Source organism: bacterium (genome assembly GCA_030247525.1).
Taxonomy (GTDB): Bacteria; Electryoneota; JAOADG01; order JAOADG01; family JAOADG01; genus JAOTSC01.
The window spans coordinates 1-18134 of record JAOTSC010000015.1 but is presented as its reverse complement, the minus strand read 5'-3'; the positions used below and the strand labels follow the sequence as shown (position 1 = coordinate 18134).

The window sequence follows — 18134 nt, the reverse complement described above, 5'->3', positions numbered from 1 at the left end:
TGCAAGTCGGGGAATACGGCATTTTGGGCGGGAGACTCCAAGGAAAGGGCGGACACCATGCCCGCCCTTCCAACTGCTTGACTCGATTTCACTCCGCCCGGAGTTTTTGAGCTTCGCGTTACTTGGTTAACCAGAAATCACGGGGATAGAGTCGATACACCGGTTGGGGGGTATCAGAGATTGCAATTTCGGTTTCCAGCGAAGCGAACTGTCGTTCCGGCCCAATTAGGAAAAAATTGCCCTGTTCGACTTGCTCGGCGGATTCGCCATATCCAATCAACACTTTCCCGTACACTTTCTCCATCCGGGCGAACAGCTTTTTGGTTAAGTCAGGCGTGTTACGCATCCCCAACACTTTTTTGCGGTAGGCAGCGATTCGCTCCGGCGGGAATCCATCTGCTAAATCGGAGGCAATCGCTTCACCGCGTTCCTCGTAATTCGATCCCGCCCTTGACTTTTCAAATGCTAAGGCAATGGCATATTCCCCAAGCGACTCGTCGTATTTCGCTTCTTTCAGAACGCTTACGACAAAACGCATCGTTTCCGCGACATCGGGACATCGCTCAGCATAATAGTTACAACGCCCGGCGTGATCGCGATAGCGATAACCGTTGCTATACGCCAATCCCGCGCCCCATGTCCGCATAAACAAACCATGTCCAGCACCGCCGCTATAAAGATTCCCTGCCAATGCGTCCAGCATTTTTTCGGAGGTTACATCATAAGGTTCGGCATTCTTTGCGGAGAACAGCAATACACCACTCCGGGTATTGTCGTTTACTAATCCGACATACACCGGTGTCATCATCCCCGAATGACGAGATGCCAACCGTTGATCGATCCGTCGAATTGTCGCGAAATTCTGCACACTGGTTTTCTCCGACGAGAGCTTTTTCGCAAACGACTCAAGCGTCGGCATAATTGCAGCACGTTCTCCCGAATTCGAAATCAGATAGAAGCGCGTGTTATCGGAATGGGTCAGCAATGTAAGGGTTGCCTTCATTCGATTCATCGCGACAGTCGGCGTTACTGCTAAATCGGCTTCGATCTCGCTGCAGAGATACTTCCAATCTTGCGCAAGGTTTGCATCGGGAATCTCCGACAACGTCGCTAACAGCTCTGCGACAATTCGTTTACAGACGGTTTTCGTTACGTCTGATTGCTCCGGAATTGGTTGCTCATTCACCCACTTTATCAAATCACTACGCGGTTTGGTAGCACCGGTTTTGGCTAACTTGGCAAGAAATTCATTGATGACTTTTTGTTCCGCACTACTGCCGGCAGTAGTCAATTGCCAACGCAACCGTTGCATCAAATGGGTCTTGGTGAGAAAACAATCGGTCGCAAGGTACACCGGATCGGTTTGGAACCGGTAAGCGTCGGCAGGCATATCGACCCACCCTTCCTCGCCACCCTTCATTGTCGATCGGTAGTAACTCAGTATTTGGTCAATTACATCTTGTATACGTGAGAGATTCTCAAGCGCCAAGTAAGGGGAATACAGTGAGTTCGTCATCCACTGTAATCCGTTGATCATTTCGTTATGGTTCGCTCCAGCTGCCCGGACTATGAACTCAGAACGACCAGTTACAACGCCATGATCGAAGTCAGCGTAATAGTTGAGCACCTCGGATCGCAATCGAGTATTCATTTCCTTGTGAGTTACCGGTTTTCCATTCTCATAAACGCCGATATCGGTTATCAGCGAGGGTAGGAATGGAACATACACCAGTAATGATTCAGGGATTGCTTTCAGATTAAATGCGACGCCAATCGTTGCCGAAGTCATATTCTCGAAAGTCGATGCAACAAGTGGTGAGCCATTTTGCAGTTTCATTGAATCGAATCTAAGTGGATCGTCTAACGTTAGCGGGGGATTCTCGATGAACTTCGGCATCGCCTGCTGTGCATAGGTGGTTTCCAGTTGCTTCGTGTTGGAATCGAACTCTTTCTCATAAGCGAGTATCGCTTCTTCTGCGGTCTTCACATTGTACTTGGTTTTGTATTGCTCGATGTATCCAGCAATCCGGTATGACTTGTCATCAATCATCTTTTGCATCACTGCGGGTGATGGTTGATTCGCCACGACAAACGGTTGTGTCGAGAGCAGCTTCCAATTCTGGATGTAGCCTTTCCAAACATTTTTCCCAGTACGCAGAAGTGAGTCGGCAAATGCGATTTGCTTTTTCCAAACCAACGATTTCCGGAAGCCGGGTTCATGCTCTAACCAATTGAGATTGTGCTGCCATGTACCGCCGGGACCGCCACGGAAACCAAACATCGGGGGTTTATTCAGAATGTCTTCGTAGTATTTCTTCGTGCTTGTCAACAAGCTTAACGCTTGCTCGTTAAACTTCTTAACCTCAGGAGAATTATCAGGTAAATCAGCTACTTTCTGCAGCTCTTTAATAATGGCACTGCGGGTTGCCCGAATCTTCGCATCGGTAACCGACGATGGTGGCATTCCACCAACATTGATGCGAATGGGATGTCCCAAGTAACGGCTGCTGCTACCATACACCGAGGTCGCTTCTAAATCGAGCGATTGGGTTTTCGAGTCGATTAATAAGGCGTATAAATTTGATGTGGAACCACTGGCAAACGCACCGAGAAACAAATTGAGCAACAGCTCGTCTTGAGCGGTGTATGTCAATTGGGCGGGCCACGAGAGTAACATGTCGCATTGATCCTGCGGATTGTCGCTGGGGTAATCCACAATCTTAATCGACCCTTCTGGCAACATCGGTTGCGGCGGCGGCAAATCGAAACCACTCATTCCGGGATGCGGAGAAGAATCGGTACCGGTTTGACATCGATCCAATATCTCCGAGAATTTTCGCAACGCATCCTGTAGCGGAATGTTCTCCGGTAAAGCGACGATGATTCCCATATTTGAGAGATGGTAAAACTCACGATGAAATTCACGCATATCCTGTGGCGTCATCGTGCGTATCGCCGCTGGTTCTCCCCCTGAAACATTCGCAACGGGATGGGTGTCGCCATAGACAATATCATCCATCACGTTCCAGAGATAGGACCACGGTTTTTCGTACCCACTGACCATTTCCGTGTAGACCGTCCCCTTTTCCTCAAGGGATCGTTTTCCGGTTTTCGGATCGATGACTACTCCAACATGGCACACTTCGCGTCGCACCTCTTCATCGGTAAAATCGGGATGAAGCAGCGCCATTAATTTTTCTTCGAATAATTTGTAATAGGTCTCGGTACCAGCCACCGTGTTAAAGTGATAGGCAGTGTACAACTGCTCAGTGTAAGCGCTGCTGCTGCCAAGCGCCATGTCTTCCAAAGCAGCAACCGCTTTTCCGCGATTCCCTTTACCCAACAACAAGTGTTCGCAGGTATGAGGTTCGCCCTTGTCCCACTTCGGTGGCGACTTCACCCAGAAGAAACCTTGTGGTACTGATTCGATGCGAAGTAAATCGATGATAAAGCCGTGGCGCACCGATTGAAAACGCGCACCCATTGGAGCGTCGTTGGCATTTTCATACACTGCCACTGGTCGAAATCCGGCAACTTCCCCATCCGGTTTCAAACCATCGAATTCGTTCGCAAAGGAAATTCCGGCGAGCGAACTGATGAACAATCCAAGAAACACATTGCGAATTGAGTATTTCATTTTGACTCCGATGGGTGTGAAGAAGATTCAATTCTCTCTGGTGGAATCGGCGTTGCAATTTCTAACACGATTTGCCACCGCCATTGGTGGTTGCGCTGCCAAACTCGCAAGTAATAGTAGTCACCGGCAAGCGAATCGCTTTCTTTGCGCGGCTTATAGTGCAGTTTTCCATAGGTGTAACCCAAGTCGTCGGATTCTGCAACATCGCCGCCAAGCGGTGTTAGCGAAGACATCACACCATACTTGCGCATAAATTGTTCGGCAAGCATGTAACTATACACCGGGGTAAAACCTTCCCGCAACATCAAGACTTTTCTCGCCGTGGCATTTTCATAGGCAAAAACAGTGCCTTTTGATCGAAGTAACTCATGAAACTGACGATCCCGCTTTAGCAGCGAATCGAGCCTCGCAGAATGTTGGGGTAGCCGCTTCTGTTGCGAAAGTGAATCTATAATTTTCGGTGACACGATTTTCATCAGTGGCACTGCATCGAATGGAGATTCGTAGGAAATTCCATGATCAAATGCGACCTGCCACTCCCCGTTTGTCGTTTTTTTCCAAATCGAAACAAAGTGCCCACGAGCGGTAACAACGGTATCAAAAGCCGACTTTTTCATGAGCCAAGGTCCCGAAGAATATCCGAATTCACCGCTCACTGAAACTCCAGTGACATTCGGTTCCCAACTCAAATGAACCGGAATCTCGCGGTCTTTGTACCAATTCTTTCCATTGGTTGGGTGCGGCCGTAAAACGATGCAGCTATCAGCAAACCAGTGTTGAAAAGACTGGCTGACTCCTGCTCTCTCAGACATGGCAGAAAACGAACGTTCCGCCTGAATCAGCGACTCAATCGGATTCTCTGTCGCCAAAACGTTCCGTTCCACCACCAGAAGCAACAGGAGCATTGTAGTGCATAACGTCCAGCGGTCACCAACGATCCTCTTGAAATGTTTCTGCACAACAATTCCAGCAATTGAGCAACTGTCTTGATCGATCTCTATCCTATTAGTGTCGTTCATCCCTATTCCCGTTGCATCCAATATTTCCGAACGTATTACAGGAAACGCTTTTCTGCAAAACCAAAGATAACATTTCGAGTAAAAGGGTTCATCAATATTGCGGAATTCACTACAGATACCAGACAGCAATACAACAAATTTTGCCTCCTTATACCGATGTATTACTTTGTTATCACACCCGAACCTCTGAGGAGAATCATGCGCATTTTGGTCACCGGCGGGGCTGGATACATTGGCTCCCACACTGCAATCCGCTTACTGGAAACCGGCTACGATGTTACCATCCTCGACGATCTGTCGAGCGGTCACAAGGAAGCGGTCGATCGAATCGAGCAGCTAACCGGTAAAAAAATCGAGTTGTATGTCGGTGATATCTCTGACCGGGTGCTACTCCGAAAGCTGTTTGCAGCTTCAAAAATCGACGCGGTGATTCACTTTGCCGGAAAAAAGTCGGTGGAAGATTCAGTTACTCAAGCAGCTTATTACTTCGCGGAGAACGTGGGGGGTACTGCTGTTTTGTGTAATGCCATGCAGGAAGCTGGTGTGTCACGTATCGTCTATTCATCGACCTGTCAAGTTTACGGCGACAAAGTCGTTCCAGCCCTACACGAAGAAATGTCCGCTGATCCGGTGAATCCCTACGGCGACACTAAGTATTGTTCGGAAAAACTGTTGCAGTGGCTCGCAATTGGCAGCGGCTGGTCGTCGGTTGCGTTACGCTACTTTAATCCAATCGGTGCCCACGAATCCGGCATGATTGGCGAAGACCAGAAGAATGCGAAAAATATCATTCCCATTTTGTTAGAAATCGCTGATGGGAAGAGGGCTAAGCTGCAGGTCTTCGGTACCGATTACCCAACACCGGACGGAACCTGCTTACGTGACTACATCCACATCATGGACCTTGCCGATGCGCATATCAGTGCAATGGAGTGGGCAACAAAGAATCGCGGTTGGTTGATGTGCAATGTTGGCAATGGAATCGGTGGCAGCGTTTTCGACATCCGGACGGCCTTTGAACAAGCTTGTGGGAAACCGATTCCATTTGAAACGACTGCCCGGCGGGCGGGTGACCCAGCGATTCTGGTTGCTGATCCAACGAAAGCGCAGTCGGTGTTGGGGTGGTCAGGAAAACTCTCACTATTCGAAGCGTGTCACTCCGCATGGCAGTGGCACTTGAAGAATCCCGATGGATATGTGAAAAGGTAAACGATTACTCGCCACGTTTTTTTGCCAGCAGACGACTCAAGCGGGCAACAAGATCGGTCGGTGAGAACGGTTTGATGATGTAGTCATCGGCTCCTAACTCTAATCCGTGAACGATATCAGTCTCTTTTCCGATGGCTGTCAACATCACCACGGGGACAGAATCGAATCTGTGCTCGGAGCGAATTTTCTGCAACAGCTCAAAACCATCCATTACCGGCATTTTCACGTCTAACAGGAAAAGCGATGGTGTGGTCGTTTGGGCGGCATTCCACGCTTCGCTGCCATTGCTAAACTGGAATACTTCGATTCCTTCCCGGTTCAAACGATGCGCCACCAAAGCCGCCGAAACTTCATCATCTTCTGCCATGATTATCGTACGATTGGGCGAATCCAATTCGTCTGAACCAGCTATAATGCTATTCTTCCCTAATTGCTTGGCAGCATACAAATAACGTTTCGCAAGTCCCATCGCTTCGGCTAACTCAACGGTACTTGCGACATCCGCAACGCCCACTGAGATGTGAATTGGATTTATGGAGGTTGCTAACAAATCCTGGAAGCTCTTGCGCCAATTCTCGATGCGCAGCTTCGCCGCTTCGATGGATAGACCTGGCAGCAAAACGAGAAAATCATCCAATCCCCAGCGCACGGCCTCTTCTCCGGGCTGCAGTGCTTTCGCTAACTGCGATGCAACTGTCCTAATTGCGTCCTCGCCCCCGGTAGTGCCGTGATCAATCGTGATTTGGGTGAAATCGTCAATATCCATCGCTGCCATTGAGATTGGCATTCCGGTTTTACGGGCAGCAGCAACTTCTCGAAGATAGCACTCCTGAAACTCAGCACGACTGCTTAACCGATACTCCCGCTGTAATCGACGATCCTCACGCGGTGGTGAAGCTACAGCGATCGAGGTTGGTATCTCTTCGGTCGAAACAGGTGAACTTGCAACTACCATTGGCTCGGCGGGACGAAGACGGGCAATGTTGCGTTCAATTGCGATCGCGAGCGGCTGCAATTGCAACGGTTTCACAAAATACTCAGTCGCACCTAAGCCAAGACACTCCATCCGAATGGCTTCATTCTCTTTTGAAGTAAGAACTATTACTGGTATCGAGGAAGTAGCCGACTCCTGCTTTAGACGCGCTAAATAGTTACGCCCATCGCCATCTGGGAGGATTAAATCGAGTAATATTAGAGAAAACGGCTGGTTTGCCAATGCTTCATCTGCATCCCGCAAACTGTCAACAAAATGTAATCGTCGATGCGTCGATTGGAGGAATGCCTCAATCAATCGCTGAGTCATTTCATCGTCGTCGATTACCAAAATGCTCTGCCCGTCAGACGATTGTCCCGCAATAACAGCATTCAGTGACTGGATTAATTTTTCCAATTCCGGCAGGAAACTTGCTTCCGATGCTGCAGCAACCCGCGAAGCATACATCATGACTTCGGGAGCATTGTGCGTTTGGGCAAAAGAAATTAGGCGTTCAGTAACATTTCGCACCGTAGAAACCACCAGTGGGTTACCTGAGCTGGCGACTTCTCTCCGTGCCTTTCGGAGATACTCGGAGATTTCGGCAAACTTTGCAAGGTATGGTTTCATGACAATTTCAATTGCACAATATTCGTAACAATGCCAAGCGGTTAACGCGAACTTGAGCGGAGTGTAGATAGGGGTCTCTCCCAACTCAAATACCGTAACAGTAGTTGTGAATTGATCGAATATCCTACTGACATTCGATGAATACTTAGACAATCAATATCGCTTTTTTTTCAATATTCTGCAACATATCACAAGAATTCGACCATACAAGAAAATTGCTTGTTACAAAGTTGCAAAACTGCTGCCCGACCTGATTTACATCGGAATGCGCTTTGTCACATCGCGAATCGCTTGATCGATTTCCGCTTTCATTTCTTCAGTTGGGCAGTAGCTTCGAAAGTTTACCAACATCTCACGAACAAACTGGGTGAACTGCGGGCTGGTCATCTCCTCTTGCGAATACAGCTCAATCGGCTGTTGGGAGTTGAGCCGCATAACCTTCACAAAATCCGCAACGGCAAAATCGAAGTCGTCTTGATAAAACAGCAAGATCAAACCTCTCAAGTAGTACAACCGCGTGGCGTTTGGGAATACTTCCAAACCGTGATTGATCAGCACCAATGCTTCTTCCGAACGACCACAAGAGAATGCCAGTTTCATTGCCCCTTTTTCGTAAACCCGAAAAAAAAACGGGTCAAGGGCGACAATTCGTTCCAACAAAGGTAATAATGCCGGAGCGTAATCTGAGTTTTCGTTTTTGTAGAGCGACTTCTGTAGCGCCGGCAGGGAACGAAAGTTAAAGGTGCGCGGGTTGATCGGTTCTGTTGGCAAAGATTGGTTGTTTAACCCTTCGTCATGGTGACATGAATCGGTGTGTACGTGGTTTTCGGTTTCAGAGTATGATCCAGAATGCTCGTGACCAGTCTCGTGATCATGATGATTGTTCGCATGTTCATGCTGATGCTGGTGGTCATGATCGTGCGGAATCGTTGCACCCATATACAAAACAGCGCGAATCCATAGAAAATCGGCAAGAGCAGTTCGATATCCGAGTGACATGAGATGTAACGATATGGACGAAGGGAGGGTTTCAATCTGATCGCTCGTGTTCCGGTAAGGAGAGGCGTGCTCGAAGTAAGTACGTATTACAAACGTAACCAACAAGCATCCAATAATTGCCAGTACGAATATTAAATATTTCCTGTTCATCTAAGGTCGACCCGGGAGAACCGCCAAACAGTGAGCAGCAAAATAACAACAACATATCCGATTGTGTAACCGATTAGACCAAACATTATCCCCCATTGAACGTTAAGCTCATATCCCGCATACATTCGGAAATCGAACCGGCTCAAGTCCGGCAATGTCCAGTAAAGCATCGTTAGTATCGGCTGTAACGCCGCTGGTATGTGAAACGTAGCATGTTCGAGATCGAGTTGTTGTGTTTGATACAGATGAACGGTTGCCAGCATTTTCGCTGAAACCGTGATAGCGACTGTCGACAAGGCTGCCAAGGTAGGTTTGGTGATCGATGAGAAGAATAGCGCAATCGCCAAAACGACCGATGACTCTAACAATATTCCCAATATGGAAACAAAAAATAGCGGATACAGCGAAACACCAAATGTTAGTAGTATTACGGTTAAGAACAGCGTCATTCCAATCAGTAATACTGCGATAACGCCAAAGAAACCAACAAACTTTGCTACAATGATTTCCCATCGCGCCATCGGCCGCGCTAATATGACTGCCAGCGTATGGCGCTCTAACTCTCCGCTAATCAAGGTTATTCCAACAAAGATCGAGACCGCTAATGTAAATATCGACAGACCTGCCAACCCGATATCCAGTAGTATCTTTCCCCGCTCCCCTAACGACCAATCGCTGACCAGAATCGCAAGAAACAACAGAATAACTGTGAACAAGGCGATCGAATAGAGAATGCGATTACGAATGGAATCGAGAAAAGTATTTTTCGCAAATGCGAGAAGACGGTTCAGCATTTGTCGATTCCTTTCATCTGATCGATTACGGCACACTCGAACGATTGTTTACGTTCGAGGACTTCAATAATCTCGCCGCTGTTGTTCTGCGTCCACTGAATAATTTCGTTCACTTGTGCTTGATCGGCAGCAACACAGTGTACAATTCCGTACTTATTGTTCATTGCTTCGATGGTTAGGATCGGTATGGGAGTTTCACCGGGAAAACGAACTCTAACGTCGATTTTTCCGCGTTGTTGAGAAAATATTGCCTGTGGTGATGTGTCGACCAAAATGCTTCCTTGATCGATGATGAGAACCCGTGAACAGAACCCGGAAACATCACTCAACAAATGGGTACTGAAGAATAACGTCTTACCTGTTTGAGCTTCGGTTTGCAACAGCTCCATCATATCATGATGTCCAATCGGATCGAGTCCTAACACCGGTTCATCGAGTATTAGTAGTGGTGGATTATGCTGTAGCGCCTGTGCAAAATTCAACCGTTGCAACATTCCCCGCGAATACTCACCGACCTTTTTATCAGCGTCCTTACTTAGGCCGACCTTTTCTAACCATTCAGATGCAGTTTTTTCCGCTTCTTTGTTGTGTAAACCACTAATAACTCCACAAAGTTGTAAGAACTGGTGCCCCGTAAGAGCAGGATAGAAGAAAGGATGATCAGGGATGAATCCGATGTTTTTGCGAATGCTTCGCTGCTCGGGTGTGGAGTGATATAGCCGTACCGATCCAGATGTCGGTAACAAAAGACCGAGTAACAGCTTAATCGTTGTTGTCTTGCCAGCGCCATTGGGACCGAGAAACGCGACGACTTCACCGGGTTGAACAGAAAACGAAATCTCACGTACCGCGGTCACCGATTTCCGAAATACGCCCGCTGAGAACTGTTTTGTTAGATGGTCAAGAACGATTGGTGGATTCATAGTACATTTTCTTTGCTTGTACTTACTTCATTCAAAATCAAGAAAAAGGCGCACTCCGCGAGCGCGCCTAAACAACGAGACTGGCAACTCATTCATGTCGGAGCAAATAAATTGCTTAGGCAGCCAAACCAGCTAACATCACTTCTTTATCGTGCCGCTTGATCCAATCGCGGTGGCGGAGGGCATGACATGTTAGTAATATCACCTGTCGTGCTTTTGCTTCCTCAAGCAATAGCTCCATTCCCGATTCAAAGCGGGTATCATCAGCTTGTGCAAACGGTTCATCCAGAACGAGCGGTAAGTGTTCCACACTCAAGAAATCGGCAATTGCAACTCGCACAGCAAGATACAACTGATCGCGAGCGCCAATCGATAACGAGTGCATCGCTTGCTCGTCGAGCATTCTGCCATCGTTTAACTCCACTTGGATCGACAAATCGTTCCCAAAACGAATTCCTTTCACACTCCCAGTAAAGGATTTCGCCCGTTCAGTTGCGATTCGATTCAATGCTTTCGCCCAGTCACTATGGATTGCTTGTGCCATCGATTTTAACTCATCACAGGCAAGTTTTGCGGCAGCTTCAAACGCAAGTGTTTGCTCGCGAATCCTGAGCATTTGTTTTAGCTGCCGTCGGGTAGTTCCGATGCGGCTCACCCGTTGCATATACTCAAACACTTGTGTTGCCAGCGTTTCTTGTTGTTTACGAATCAGTTCCTGTTCCTCAGCAGCTTTTTGAACCCCGATCACAGGTTCTAACGAGGCATACTCCGATGGCAAGTCTACTGCATTTTGACGGTAGAGTCGCTCTTGCAACTCGGTCGAACGCTGTTGGTAACGCTCACGTTCCGATTCAGGCAGCCGTTTCGCATTTAATGAAGGCAAGAGGCTTTGTTGAATTTCCTGCCGGCGACGGCGAAGTTTACAGGCATTCCGATAGGAATCGAACCGTTGTTGAATCGATACCGGATCGCTAATACCGCCGCGAAACAATAACGTTACGAAATTGTTTTCCGCAGCAATTAAGTCGCGTTTTGAATTTGTAAGCTGTTCTTCCAGCAACGCTCTTTTATTTTTCGCCTCTTCGCGCTCTTTCCGTCCGCGGAACCAAGTTTCCAACCGTTGCCGAAGATCGTGAATTTGCGGAACCGTGATATCCTTTGCTTGCAGCGGCATCCCGATTTTATGGGCAAAAGCAGCGATTTTTCCCGCCAGCTCTGATCGCTTCGTTTGCCAACGCAGTAAATTATCATTCAAGTTACGCAATGAGAACATCGACGGTGCAAACATCCGTCGGCGCTGTTGCGCGGCATACAAATCGCGCGCATTCGCTAAACCAACCTTTTGTGCTATTGCCTGAAGCAAACTGGTAAGTTGTTCATACTCATCGTGTAGTTTTTTGTGTTGACTGGTTAGTTCGTGTAAGCGAATTGATTTGCGCTCAATTTCCTGACCGGTTTCACGCGCCGTTTTTCGTTGATTCAGATAGGTGGCAATCAAAATACCAGCGCCACCACCGATTAGTAGAAAACCGCCAAGCCAACCAACGACTCCAGCTACAAGTGCCTTAACGAATACTCCTAACCCGAGTAACACGCCACCTAAAGTCGCTTGTGTTTTCACTTGGTTGCTACGGGCATTCACGCGTTCTTTAAGTCGTTCTAAATCATTTTCAATTGTTTGCCGGTCGTTTTCGGTAGTAGTAATTGATTGGGTCAACGTTCGCAGTTGATCGACACTCGTAATAACAGCGGTTTCTTCCGGAACTGTAATCAATGCCCAGCGTTGTTCTTCCCGTTCAAATTCGACCGGGTCGAGTCCCAAATCACGTAATCGTTTCTTCTCAGCATCCACTTGCACTGAGAACGTGTCGATTTCCGATTCAGTGTCGCGAAACTGTGTTTGCATGAGCCGCAAATCGTCTAAAATGGATAAATCGGACAATGCATCGCTATCAACCGATGCATCCAGCTGTCCCAGAGCATTTATCCGCTCCAGCATCGAATCGATTTGCTTAGAATAGGTCTCGGCAATTTGTTGTTGCTGGGTTACAGCGGTATGCGCTTCATAAATTGGCCCTTCGAGGTCGAGTGGAGTCGATTCAAACGGTTCGAGTTCGTCCCAAAGTTGTTTGGTGCGTTGCCATTCTTCACGAATCGAGTCATCGGATTCCAGTTTCGCACTAAGCTCTTTTAGCTCTTTCGCCTCTGACCGGCGAATTATCTCGTGGGAGTAAGCTTGTAGTGTTACTGTGTGACGATCCAAGCTGTCAATCTTTGAAAGTAGTCCTACCCGGTCGCCACGTTCCTGTTCCATCCGGTCAATCGATTGGGTTAGTGATGCGATTTCGTGGTCGATTCGCATGATCTCGTCGGTAACTTTTACCGTACCGGGTAGACGAGCAAAGGGATACTTCGCTAACGCATCGTTGATCGCGGTGACTGCTTTTGCGGCGGTTGATTCTCCAGCTGCGGTGTCGGCGAAGCGCTGAATTGTTTGGGTAAGCGTCATTCGATTTGAGTCGCCGAGTGGCGCCATCGCTTGCGGAACAAAGATCGTACGGATAGCATCAGGATAACTTAAACCGGTTATCCGGTAGCCGATTTCGTCGCGGCCGGATTGCATGAACTCCGCAGTGATATCTTTGCCGGTTTCGGTATCGGTAACCCGAACTAACGGCCGCTCTCCAAAATCGCGCTCAACAACAATCGATCGATTGTTTACCGATACTTCCAATGTCGTTTGGTAGGCAGGACTGTTCCATGGTCGGTACAACCGAAACTGGCGGTATAGTGGATGGTCATGGCGATTCTTATCCGGTTCGCCGTACAAAGCAAAAAAGAGTGCATTGCTGAGCGTAGACTTCCCCCGCTCATTGTCCTCGACGATGAGCGTCATTCCTTCCGAAGCAAAGCGGTACTCTCCGGAAAGTTTCCCAAAACCCTTCGTTAACAATCGGTGGAACTGCATTTTGTACTCGAATCGTAGGAGACAGCACAATATAGGTGAGAATAGGGGATTGTACCAATTCGCATTGCCGGCTAAGTAAATTTTGGGAGTTTACACTGCTAACGCTATTACAGAGCGACTCCGGCGACTCGGATAACCAAAAGGTAAAGTGCCAAAACCATCATCAAAGCAGCAAACGTTTTGCGGTAGTGAAACAGAAAGTAAACGATACGTGAAACCGGTGGTGTCCACCCAGTTCGTAGCGAGTGGTTCCCAATATCATTTCCACGGATTAACACCCGTGGAGCAAAGAATAGCAATAAAGCTACGATAAATATCACCAGTCCAAGACTAAGCAACACTGAGAAACTCCCTACCGAAAATTCCGTTCTTCCGTAACAAAGAGAACCTGATTCTTTCTATACGCCGGCCAATAACCCGCTTTTGCTGCGATAGCATTCCGTGCCCGGTACATCACCACTTGTTTGTATGTGTCACCAACTCTCGTTTGTGCGGTAATCCTCCAAACCTGTTCCGAGTCAAACGACAACAAAAAATAGGGTGGTGAAACGTAAGTCAATCGAACTGTAAGTAGTTCAATGGAAACATTTCCAATTGAGTATGCTGCATAATTCGTATTTCCAGTAACAACTCCAGTCACAATATCACGGGATGCCCGATCACAAGCACTGAGAGCTCCATAATATGCTTGTTGACCTTTTAGACTATTTGCAGCCACTAAATTTTGGCGAACTACTTGCGAAACAACCGTCGTGCCAAAGACCGATAGTATTACAATAAAAAATAACACCGTGATAACAGAGATACCGCGAGTGTTACCCACATGCCGTATCATTGTTAGTTTTCCACCATTGGAGAAGACTTAAACTGAGACTGCACGATTTGCCCATTAACGTTGATTTTCAAGGTCACCGTGTAAATGTAGTTCCCACCGCGAGCAACGGAGTTCCATGCTGTCCCGGCCTCGATTCTTGGAATAGCAAAACTGTATGTTGTACTTGAAGGAACATCTTCAATTGGATCCCAAAAATTACTGACATTAATTTTATTTGCAACAAGCTGATACGTTGTTCCATTGTAAGGTTGAATCACATGAGCAAACAAAGAAGTTCCAACCACGTCATAGTAGTACTTCTTATCTAAATCAATCACCGATGCCGATACGCTACCAGCTCCTACCGACTCCCGAATATCGCTTATCATTGTATAGTACGTTTGCTGCATTTGTGCGTTGGCATCGGCATTCCGAATCATCCGAAAATACATATTACCGGTTTGCTCGAGAATTTTTGAGATTACCAATGCGATCAAACTGGTAATACTGATGACGAGAATTATCTCCATCAGTGAGAAGCCACGGTTCAACCCTCGCTTGGATAAGAAGTTTCGTTTCATGGTTGGGTATACCGGTAAAAACGAACTACAATCGCCGCCCGTACATTAAACGGTCCAATAATTGTCACTGTCGCGGTTTTGACGGTGTTACCGGAACTTTCTACGATACGAATCTGTCGAGAATAATTGGTGTACCCGGGTATCGCTAGGTCGGGATATCTTGCATTCAGAAGATTGTTGTAGCCGTAATTAACTGAATCCCTTGAACGATGATCGGCGACGAGTACCTCCGCTTCGGAAACACACAGCATCTCCGCGGTAGTGATGTACGCTGGACGTTGCGAAGTAACAGTTAACCCGGCAAACAGATTCGATAGCGCGGGAAATGCGATTGCCATGATTACCATTGCTAAAACAGTTTCCAGCAAACTAACACCCGCAGAGCTATTGGATCGTAATGTTTTCACGATTCGATCCAACATGTTCCGGTAACTCGCGACATTACGATCGACATTGTGCTGTTCAGTATTAACAACGTCTTGTTGTTGCCACTCGAATTGAACGGACCACCAGTTGGCATACCACGGCTACTGAAACTAATCGAAGTAGTCGCCGAGGTTATCGCTACCCCATCAGGAAGTTTTACGATAAAATCAGCATTGGTATCCGGATTCTTTAAGTATGCCCCCGAGGATGAGATTTTCGCATAATAAGTGTTGGGCTCTCCGGGAATTCCCGGGCTACTGCCCCATCCGCCTGCAATAGCCGGTTTACCAAAAACCATCTCTAAAACATACGCGAGAGGTGTTAGAGCACCTCGCACAATCGGTTTCCAAACTGGATTCTTATTAATAAACGTGGCGATTTTGGGCCCGTAGGTTTGATACTGAACGATGAACCGGTCGCCCATCGTTGTACCAGACAGGTAATTGTCGCGGAACTTTCGTAAAGTGTTCACATGCGGCTCCCAAGCCGAGCCGTATGCCGCTGTCGCGATAAAGCATCCACTCGGAGGAACTGGAGAATTCACAATGTAAAAATCGACTTCCGTTCCGTTCTTCATCGCGAATGATTGAATGTAGCGGATATCAGCAATGATTTTTCGAGCGGCAAGGTTAACTTTATACTCGCTATTGGAGTTATACTTGATGGCAGCGACGCCCACGAGGATTCCGGTAACCGTAATCACTACGATTAACTCGACTAAACTAAATCCTTTGTTCCAGAGCTTCTTCATGAGATTTTGCTGCTTCTTGTTGTTGTTCGGTTCACTTACATCATAAGTATAGCAATCATCTTGTCACCTGGTGTGCCAACGAGCACTAATGGTTATGACGGACGATTTGACCATTGTTCACGACATATGGTTCATTCACAGGGCAATGCGGAACCGCATTGTTAGCGAACCATGTTGCTTGCACCGCTGAGATATCGTCGAAGTGCTCCATCCAGTTCGGATCGGGGGCAGTACCTGCCGCCTGATTAGCATACTGGATGGCAATCGCCGACTCGATTTGGTGTACCGCTTCATTACACACCGACTGGTTTGCCTCCGCCTGCAAATGAACATATTTGGGAACTGCTGTTGCGACTAATATTCCAATTATCACAATCACCATGATGATCTCAATCAGTGTAAATCCGTTTGATGTGCGAAATCTCATGGAAAACCTATCGTAAAACTACTGGTAAAGAAACACAAACCGGGAACTCCCGACGGAGTCCCCGGTCACTACCGCCGAAGGCGATGATTGAAAATCAAAGCTTAGTGGACATGCTTTGCGCAAACGCCATTGGTGATGACATAAGCAACCGCAAGCGGGCATGTCGGAACCGTACCGGAAGCAAACCAAGTCGCTTGCACTGCCCCGATTGCATCAATACCGTCCATCCATGCTGGATCAGGCGCTGCCCCAGTCAGTTGATTCGCATACTGGATTGCAATCGCGGAGTTGATAGCACCCACGTTGGAATCGCATGCTGCTTGATTAGCTTTGGTTTGGAGATTGACGAACTTCGGTACTGCTACAGCAGCGAGAATACCGATGATCACAATAACCATGATTAATTCGATAAGGGTGAAACCCTTGGAATTCGTGAACTTACGCATTTGTTCTCCTATCGGTTGAGATGATTGTATCCAATTGATAACTACCGGGAAGAATTGCAAATACCTTGCCAAACAATTGTTAACAAATACCGGCGGTAACCTTTTTAGTAATAATATTTTATATTAGTGCAGTGTACACACATTTCGATTATTCGATAGAATCATTTGCCCAAGCTGTTCAGATTTCATCATGTATTGTACAAAAACTGAACAGATTATTGCCCCGCTAAATCAGTTAAATTCCACATTGGAAGGAAAATCGCTAAAGCGAGTACCAGCACCATCCCACCCATCATCACGGTCAACATTGGTTCAATCATGTCCGTAATCGCTTCCACCGAAGCGCTGACTTCTTCATCGAAGTAATCTGAGATGTGTAGGAGCATTTCATCGATCGCTCCTGACTCCTCCCCCACTTGAATCATTTTGACTACCATCATCGGAAAGACCGGTGAATCTTTCATCGACATGGCAATTCCACGGCCACGTTCAATACCTTTCGATACCTCCATTAGTTCATCCCGGATGACTGCATTGGGAATAGTACGCGCAACCACTTGTAACGATTGGATAATTGGTAGACCTGCTTTGTTCAAAGTAGCAAACATCCGGCTAAACCGGCTCATCGATGATTTTAGAAGAAGGTTACCCACCACCGGAATTTGAAGTAAATAGCCATCAATTTGCTTCTGTATCGTCTGACTTTTAATAAGCTGCTTGTAACCAAAATAAACCACAACTCCCAATGCAAGGAGTAACCACCAGTATCCTAAGAAGAATTGTGAGAGGGCGATAATGACTTTCGTTGGCAACGGCAGTTCAAGTTTCATATCCACGAACATCTTCGAAAATTTCGGAACTACAAAAATGAGCAACACGATGAATGCTACCGTCATGCCAATCGTTACGATCAAAGGATATCGCAATGCCGATTTTACTTTCTTTTGAATGTCGGCGTCACGTGCTAAAACATCGGAGAGTCGTGCCATGATCGTATCGAGCACACCGCCGGCTTCCCCTGCCCGTACGCTGTTAACATACAAATCACTAAAGATGTGTGGGTGTTTTCCAAGCGCAGTCGAGAAATCACTGCCGCTTGCCAAATCTTTTTGAACCTGCTGCATCGCTTCATAAAAATTCTGGTTATCGGTTTGTCCAGAAATCGTATCGAGAGAAGGAAGAATTGGTACACCCGCCCGGAGTAGAGTCGTCAACTGTTTAGTAAAGTCAATAATCTCTTTATTGCCTATCTTCTTTCGTGTTCGTACTTCAGGTTCACCATCGCGTGCCATCGTAACCCGAGGTGTATCGCGTTCCTCCTCGATTTGAATGGGCAGGAGGTTTTGCGAACGGAGATAAGAAATCGCCGCATCCCGGCTAACCCCCT

At 47.2% G+C, this 18134-nt stretch carries 15 protein-coding genes and 1 pseudogene; 1 reads left to right on the top strand and 15 read right to left on the bottom strand.

Annotated features, from left to right (window positions below):
* Nucleotides 1-118 precede the first annotated feature (118 nt).
* Complete coding sequence (locus OEM52_02735; GenBank protein MDK9699054.1) at nt 119-3637, bottom strand: insulinase family protein; 3519 nt, start codon at nt 3635-3637, stop codon at nt 119-121.
* Entirely contained in the window at nt 3634-4656 is a 1023-nt protein-coding gene (locus tag OEM52_02730) for a nuclear transport factor 2 family protein (GenBank protein ID MDK9699053.1), read from the bottom strand. The genes OEM52_02735 and OEM52_02730 overlap by 4 nt, the downstream gene beginning before the upstream one ends.
* A 198-nt stretch (nt 4657-4854) precedes the next feature.
* Between OEM52_02730 and galE the strand changes: the two genes are divergently transcribed.
* Entirely contained in the window at nt 4855-5865 is a 1011-nt protein-coding gene (gene galE / locus OEM52_02725; protein MDK9699052.1) for a UDP-glucose 4-epimerase GalE, read from the top strand.
* A gap of 4 nt (nt 5866-5869) precedes the next feature.
* Here galE and OEM52_02720 read toward each other — a convergent pair whose 3' ends face one another.
* The 13 genes and pseudogenes from OEM52_02720 to OEM52_02660 form a co-directional block, all read right to left on the bottom strand.
* Nucleotides 5870-7468, bottom strand: coding sequence for a response regulator (locus tag OEM52_02720; protein MDK9699051.1), 1599 nt, complete (start codon nt 7466-7468; stop codon nt 5870-5872).
* A gap of 255 nt (nt 7469-7723) precedes the next feature.
* Complete coding sequence (locus OEM52_02715; GenBank protein ID MDK9699050.1) at nt 7724-8467, bottom strand: hypothetical protein; 744 nt, start codon at nt 8465-8467, stop codon at nt 7724-7726.
* 146 nt (nt 8468-8613) lie between these two features.
* A complete protein-coding gene (locus tag OEM52_02710) occupies nt 8614-9411 on the bottom strand; it encodes an ABC transporter permease (protein MDK9699049.1) in 798 nt (265 codons plus the stop codon).
* Nucleotides 9405-10334 carry an ABC transporter ATP-binding protein gene (locus OEM52_02705; GenBank protein ID MDK9699048.1) on the bottom strand — a complete coding sequence of 310 codons (930 nt, stop codon included), beginning with the start codon at nt 10332-10334 and terminating at the stop codon, nt 9405-9407. Before OEM52_02705 ends, OEM52_02710 begins: the two co-directional genes overlap by 7 nt.
* A gap of 115 nt (nt 10335-10449) precedes the next feature.
* The gene (locus OEM52_02700; protein ID MDK9699047.1) at nt 10450-13302 is read right to left on the bottom strand and encodes an AAA family ATPase; all 2853 of its coding nucleotides are present in this window, start codon (nt 13300-13302) and stop codon (nt 10450-10452) included.
* A 107-nt stretch (nt 13303-13409) separates the two neighbouring features.
* Nucleotides 13410-13643 carry a hypothetical protein gene (locus OEM52_02695; GenBank protein ID MDK9699046.1) on the bottom strand — a complete coding sequence of 78 codons (234 nt, stop codon included), beginning with the start codon at nt 13641-13643 and terminating at the stop codon, nt 13410-13412.
* A gap of 11 nt (nt 13644-13654) precedes the next feature.
* Nucleotides 13655-14137 carry a hypothetical protein gene (locus tag OEM52_02690; GenBank protein ID MDK9699045.1) on the bottom strand — a complete coding sequence of 161 codons (483 nt, stop codon included), beginning with the start codon at nt 14135-14137 and terminating at the stop codon, nt 13655-13657.
* Between the two features lie 2 nt (nt 14138-14139).
* Nucleotides 14140-14697 carry a prepilin-type N-terminal cleavage/methylation domain-containing protein gene (locus tag OEM52_02685; protein ID MDK9699044.1) on the bottom strand — a complete coding sequence of 186 codons (558 nt, stop codon included), beginning with the start codon at nt 14695-14697 and terminating at the stop codon, nt 14140-14142.
* Nucleotides 14694-15104, bottom strand: coding sequence for a pectate lyase (locus tag OEM52_02680; protein ID MDK9699043.1), 411 nt, complete (start codon nt 15102-15104; stop codon nt 14694-14696). The genes OEM52_02685 and OEM52_02680 overlap by 4 nt, the downstream gene beginning before the upstream one ends.
* A complete protein-coding gene (locus OEM52_02675; protein ID MDK9699042.1) occupies nt 15101-15874 on the bottom strand; it encodes a prepilin-type N-terminal cleavage/methylation domain-containing protein in 774 nt (257 codons plus the stop codon). Before OEM52_02675 ends, OEM52_02680 begins: the two co-directional genes overlap by 4 nt.
* Before the next feature lie 85 nt (nt 15875-15959).
* Nucleotides 15960-16301: a prepilin-type N-terminal cleavage/methylation domain-containing protein gene (locus tag OEM52_02670; GenBank protein ID MDK9699041.1), complete on the bottom strand. Its 342-nt coding sequence runs from the start codon at nt 16299-16301 to the stop codon at nt 15960-15962.
* A 326-nt stretch (nt 16302-16627) separates the two neighbouring features.
* Nucleotides 16628-16747, bottom strand: a pseudogene (locus OEM52_02665) (prepilin-type N-terminal cleavage/methylation domain-containing protein).
* Between the two features lie 215 nt (nt 16748-16962).
* On the bottom strand, nt 16963-18134 hold a 1172-nt coding region (locus OEM52_02660), incomplete at its 5' end, for a type II secretion system F family protein (protein MDK9699040.1).

Bases quoted from the DNA above. Each gene is read 5' to 3' on its own strand.
- OEM52_02735 (MDK9699054.1), bottom strand. From the start codon at position 3,637: ATGAAATACTCAATTCGCAATGTGTTTCTTGGATTGTTCATCAGTTCG.
- OEM52_02730 (MDK9699053.1), bottom strand. From the start codon at position 4,656: ATGAACGACACTAATAGGATAGAGATCGATCAAGACAGTTGCTCAATT.
- galE (MDK9699052.1), top strand. From the start codon at position 4,855: ATGCGCATTTTGGTCACCGGCGGGGCTGGATACATTGGCTCCCACACT.
- OEM52_02720 (MDK9699051.1), bottom strand. From the start codon at position 7,468: ATGAAACCATACCTTGCAAAGTTTGCCGAAATCTCCGAGTATCTCCGA.
- OEM52_02715 (MDK9699050.1), bottom strand. From the start codon at position 8,467: ATGTCACTCGGATATCGAACTGCTCTTGCCGATTTTCTATGGATTCGC.
- OEM52_02710 (MDK9699049.1), bottom strand. From the start codon at position 9,411: ATGCTGAACCGTCTTCTCGCATTTGCGAAAAATACTTTTCTCGATTCC.
- OEM52_02705 (MDK9699048.1), bottom strand. From the start codon at position 10,334: ATGAATCCACCAATCGTTCTTGACCATCTAACAAAACAGTTCTCAGCG.
- OEM52_02700 (MDK9699047.1), bottom strand. From the start codon at position 13,302: ATGCAGTTCCACCGATTGTTAACGAAGGGTTTTGGGAAACTTTCCGGA.
- OEM52_02690 (MDK9699045.1), bottom strand. From the start codon at position 14,137: ATGATACGGCATGTGGGTAACACTCGCGGTATCTCTGTTATCACGGTG.
- OEM52_02685 (MDK9699044.1), bottom strand. From the start codon at position 14,697: ATGAAACGAAACTTCTTATCCAAGCGAGGGTTGAACCGTGGCTTCTCA.
- OEM52_02675 (MDK9699042.1), bottom strand. From the start codon at position 15,874: ATGAAGAAGCTCTGGAACAAAGGATTTAGTTTAGTCGAGTTAATCGTA.
- OEM52_02670 (MDK9699041.1), bottom strand. From the start codon at position 16,301: ATGAGATTTCGCACATCAAACGGATTTACACTGATTGAGATCATCATG.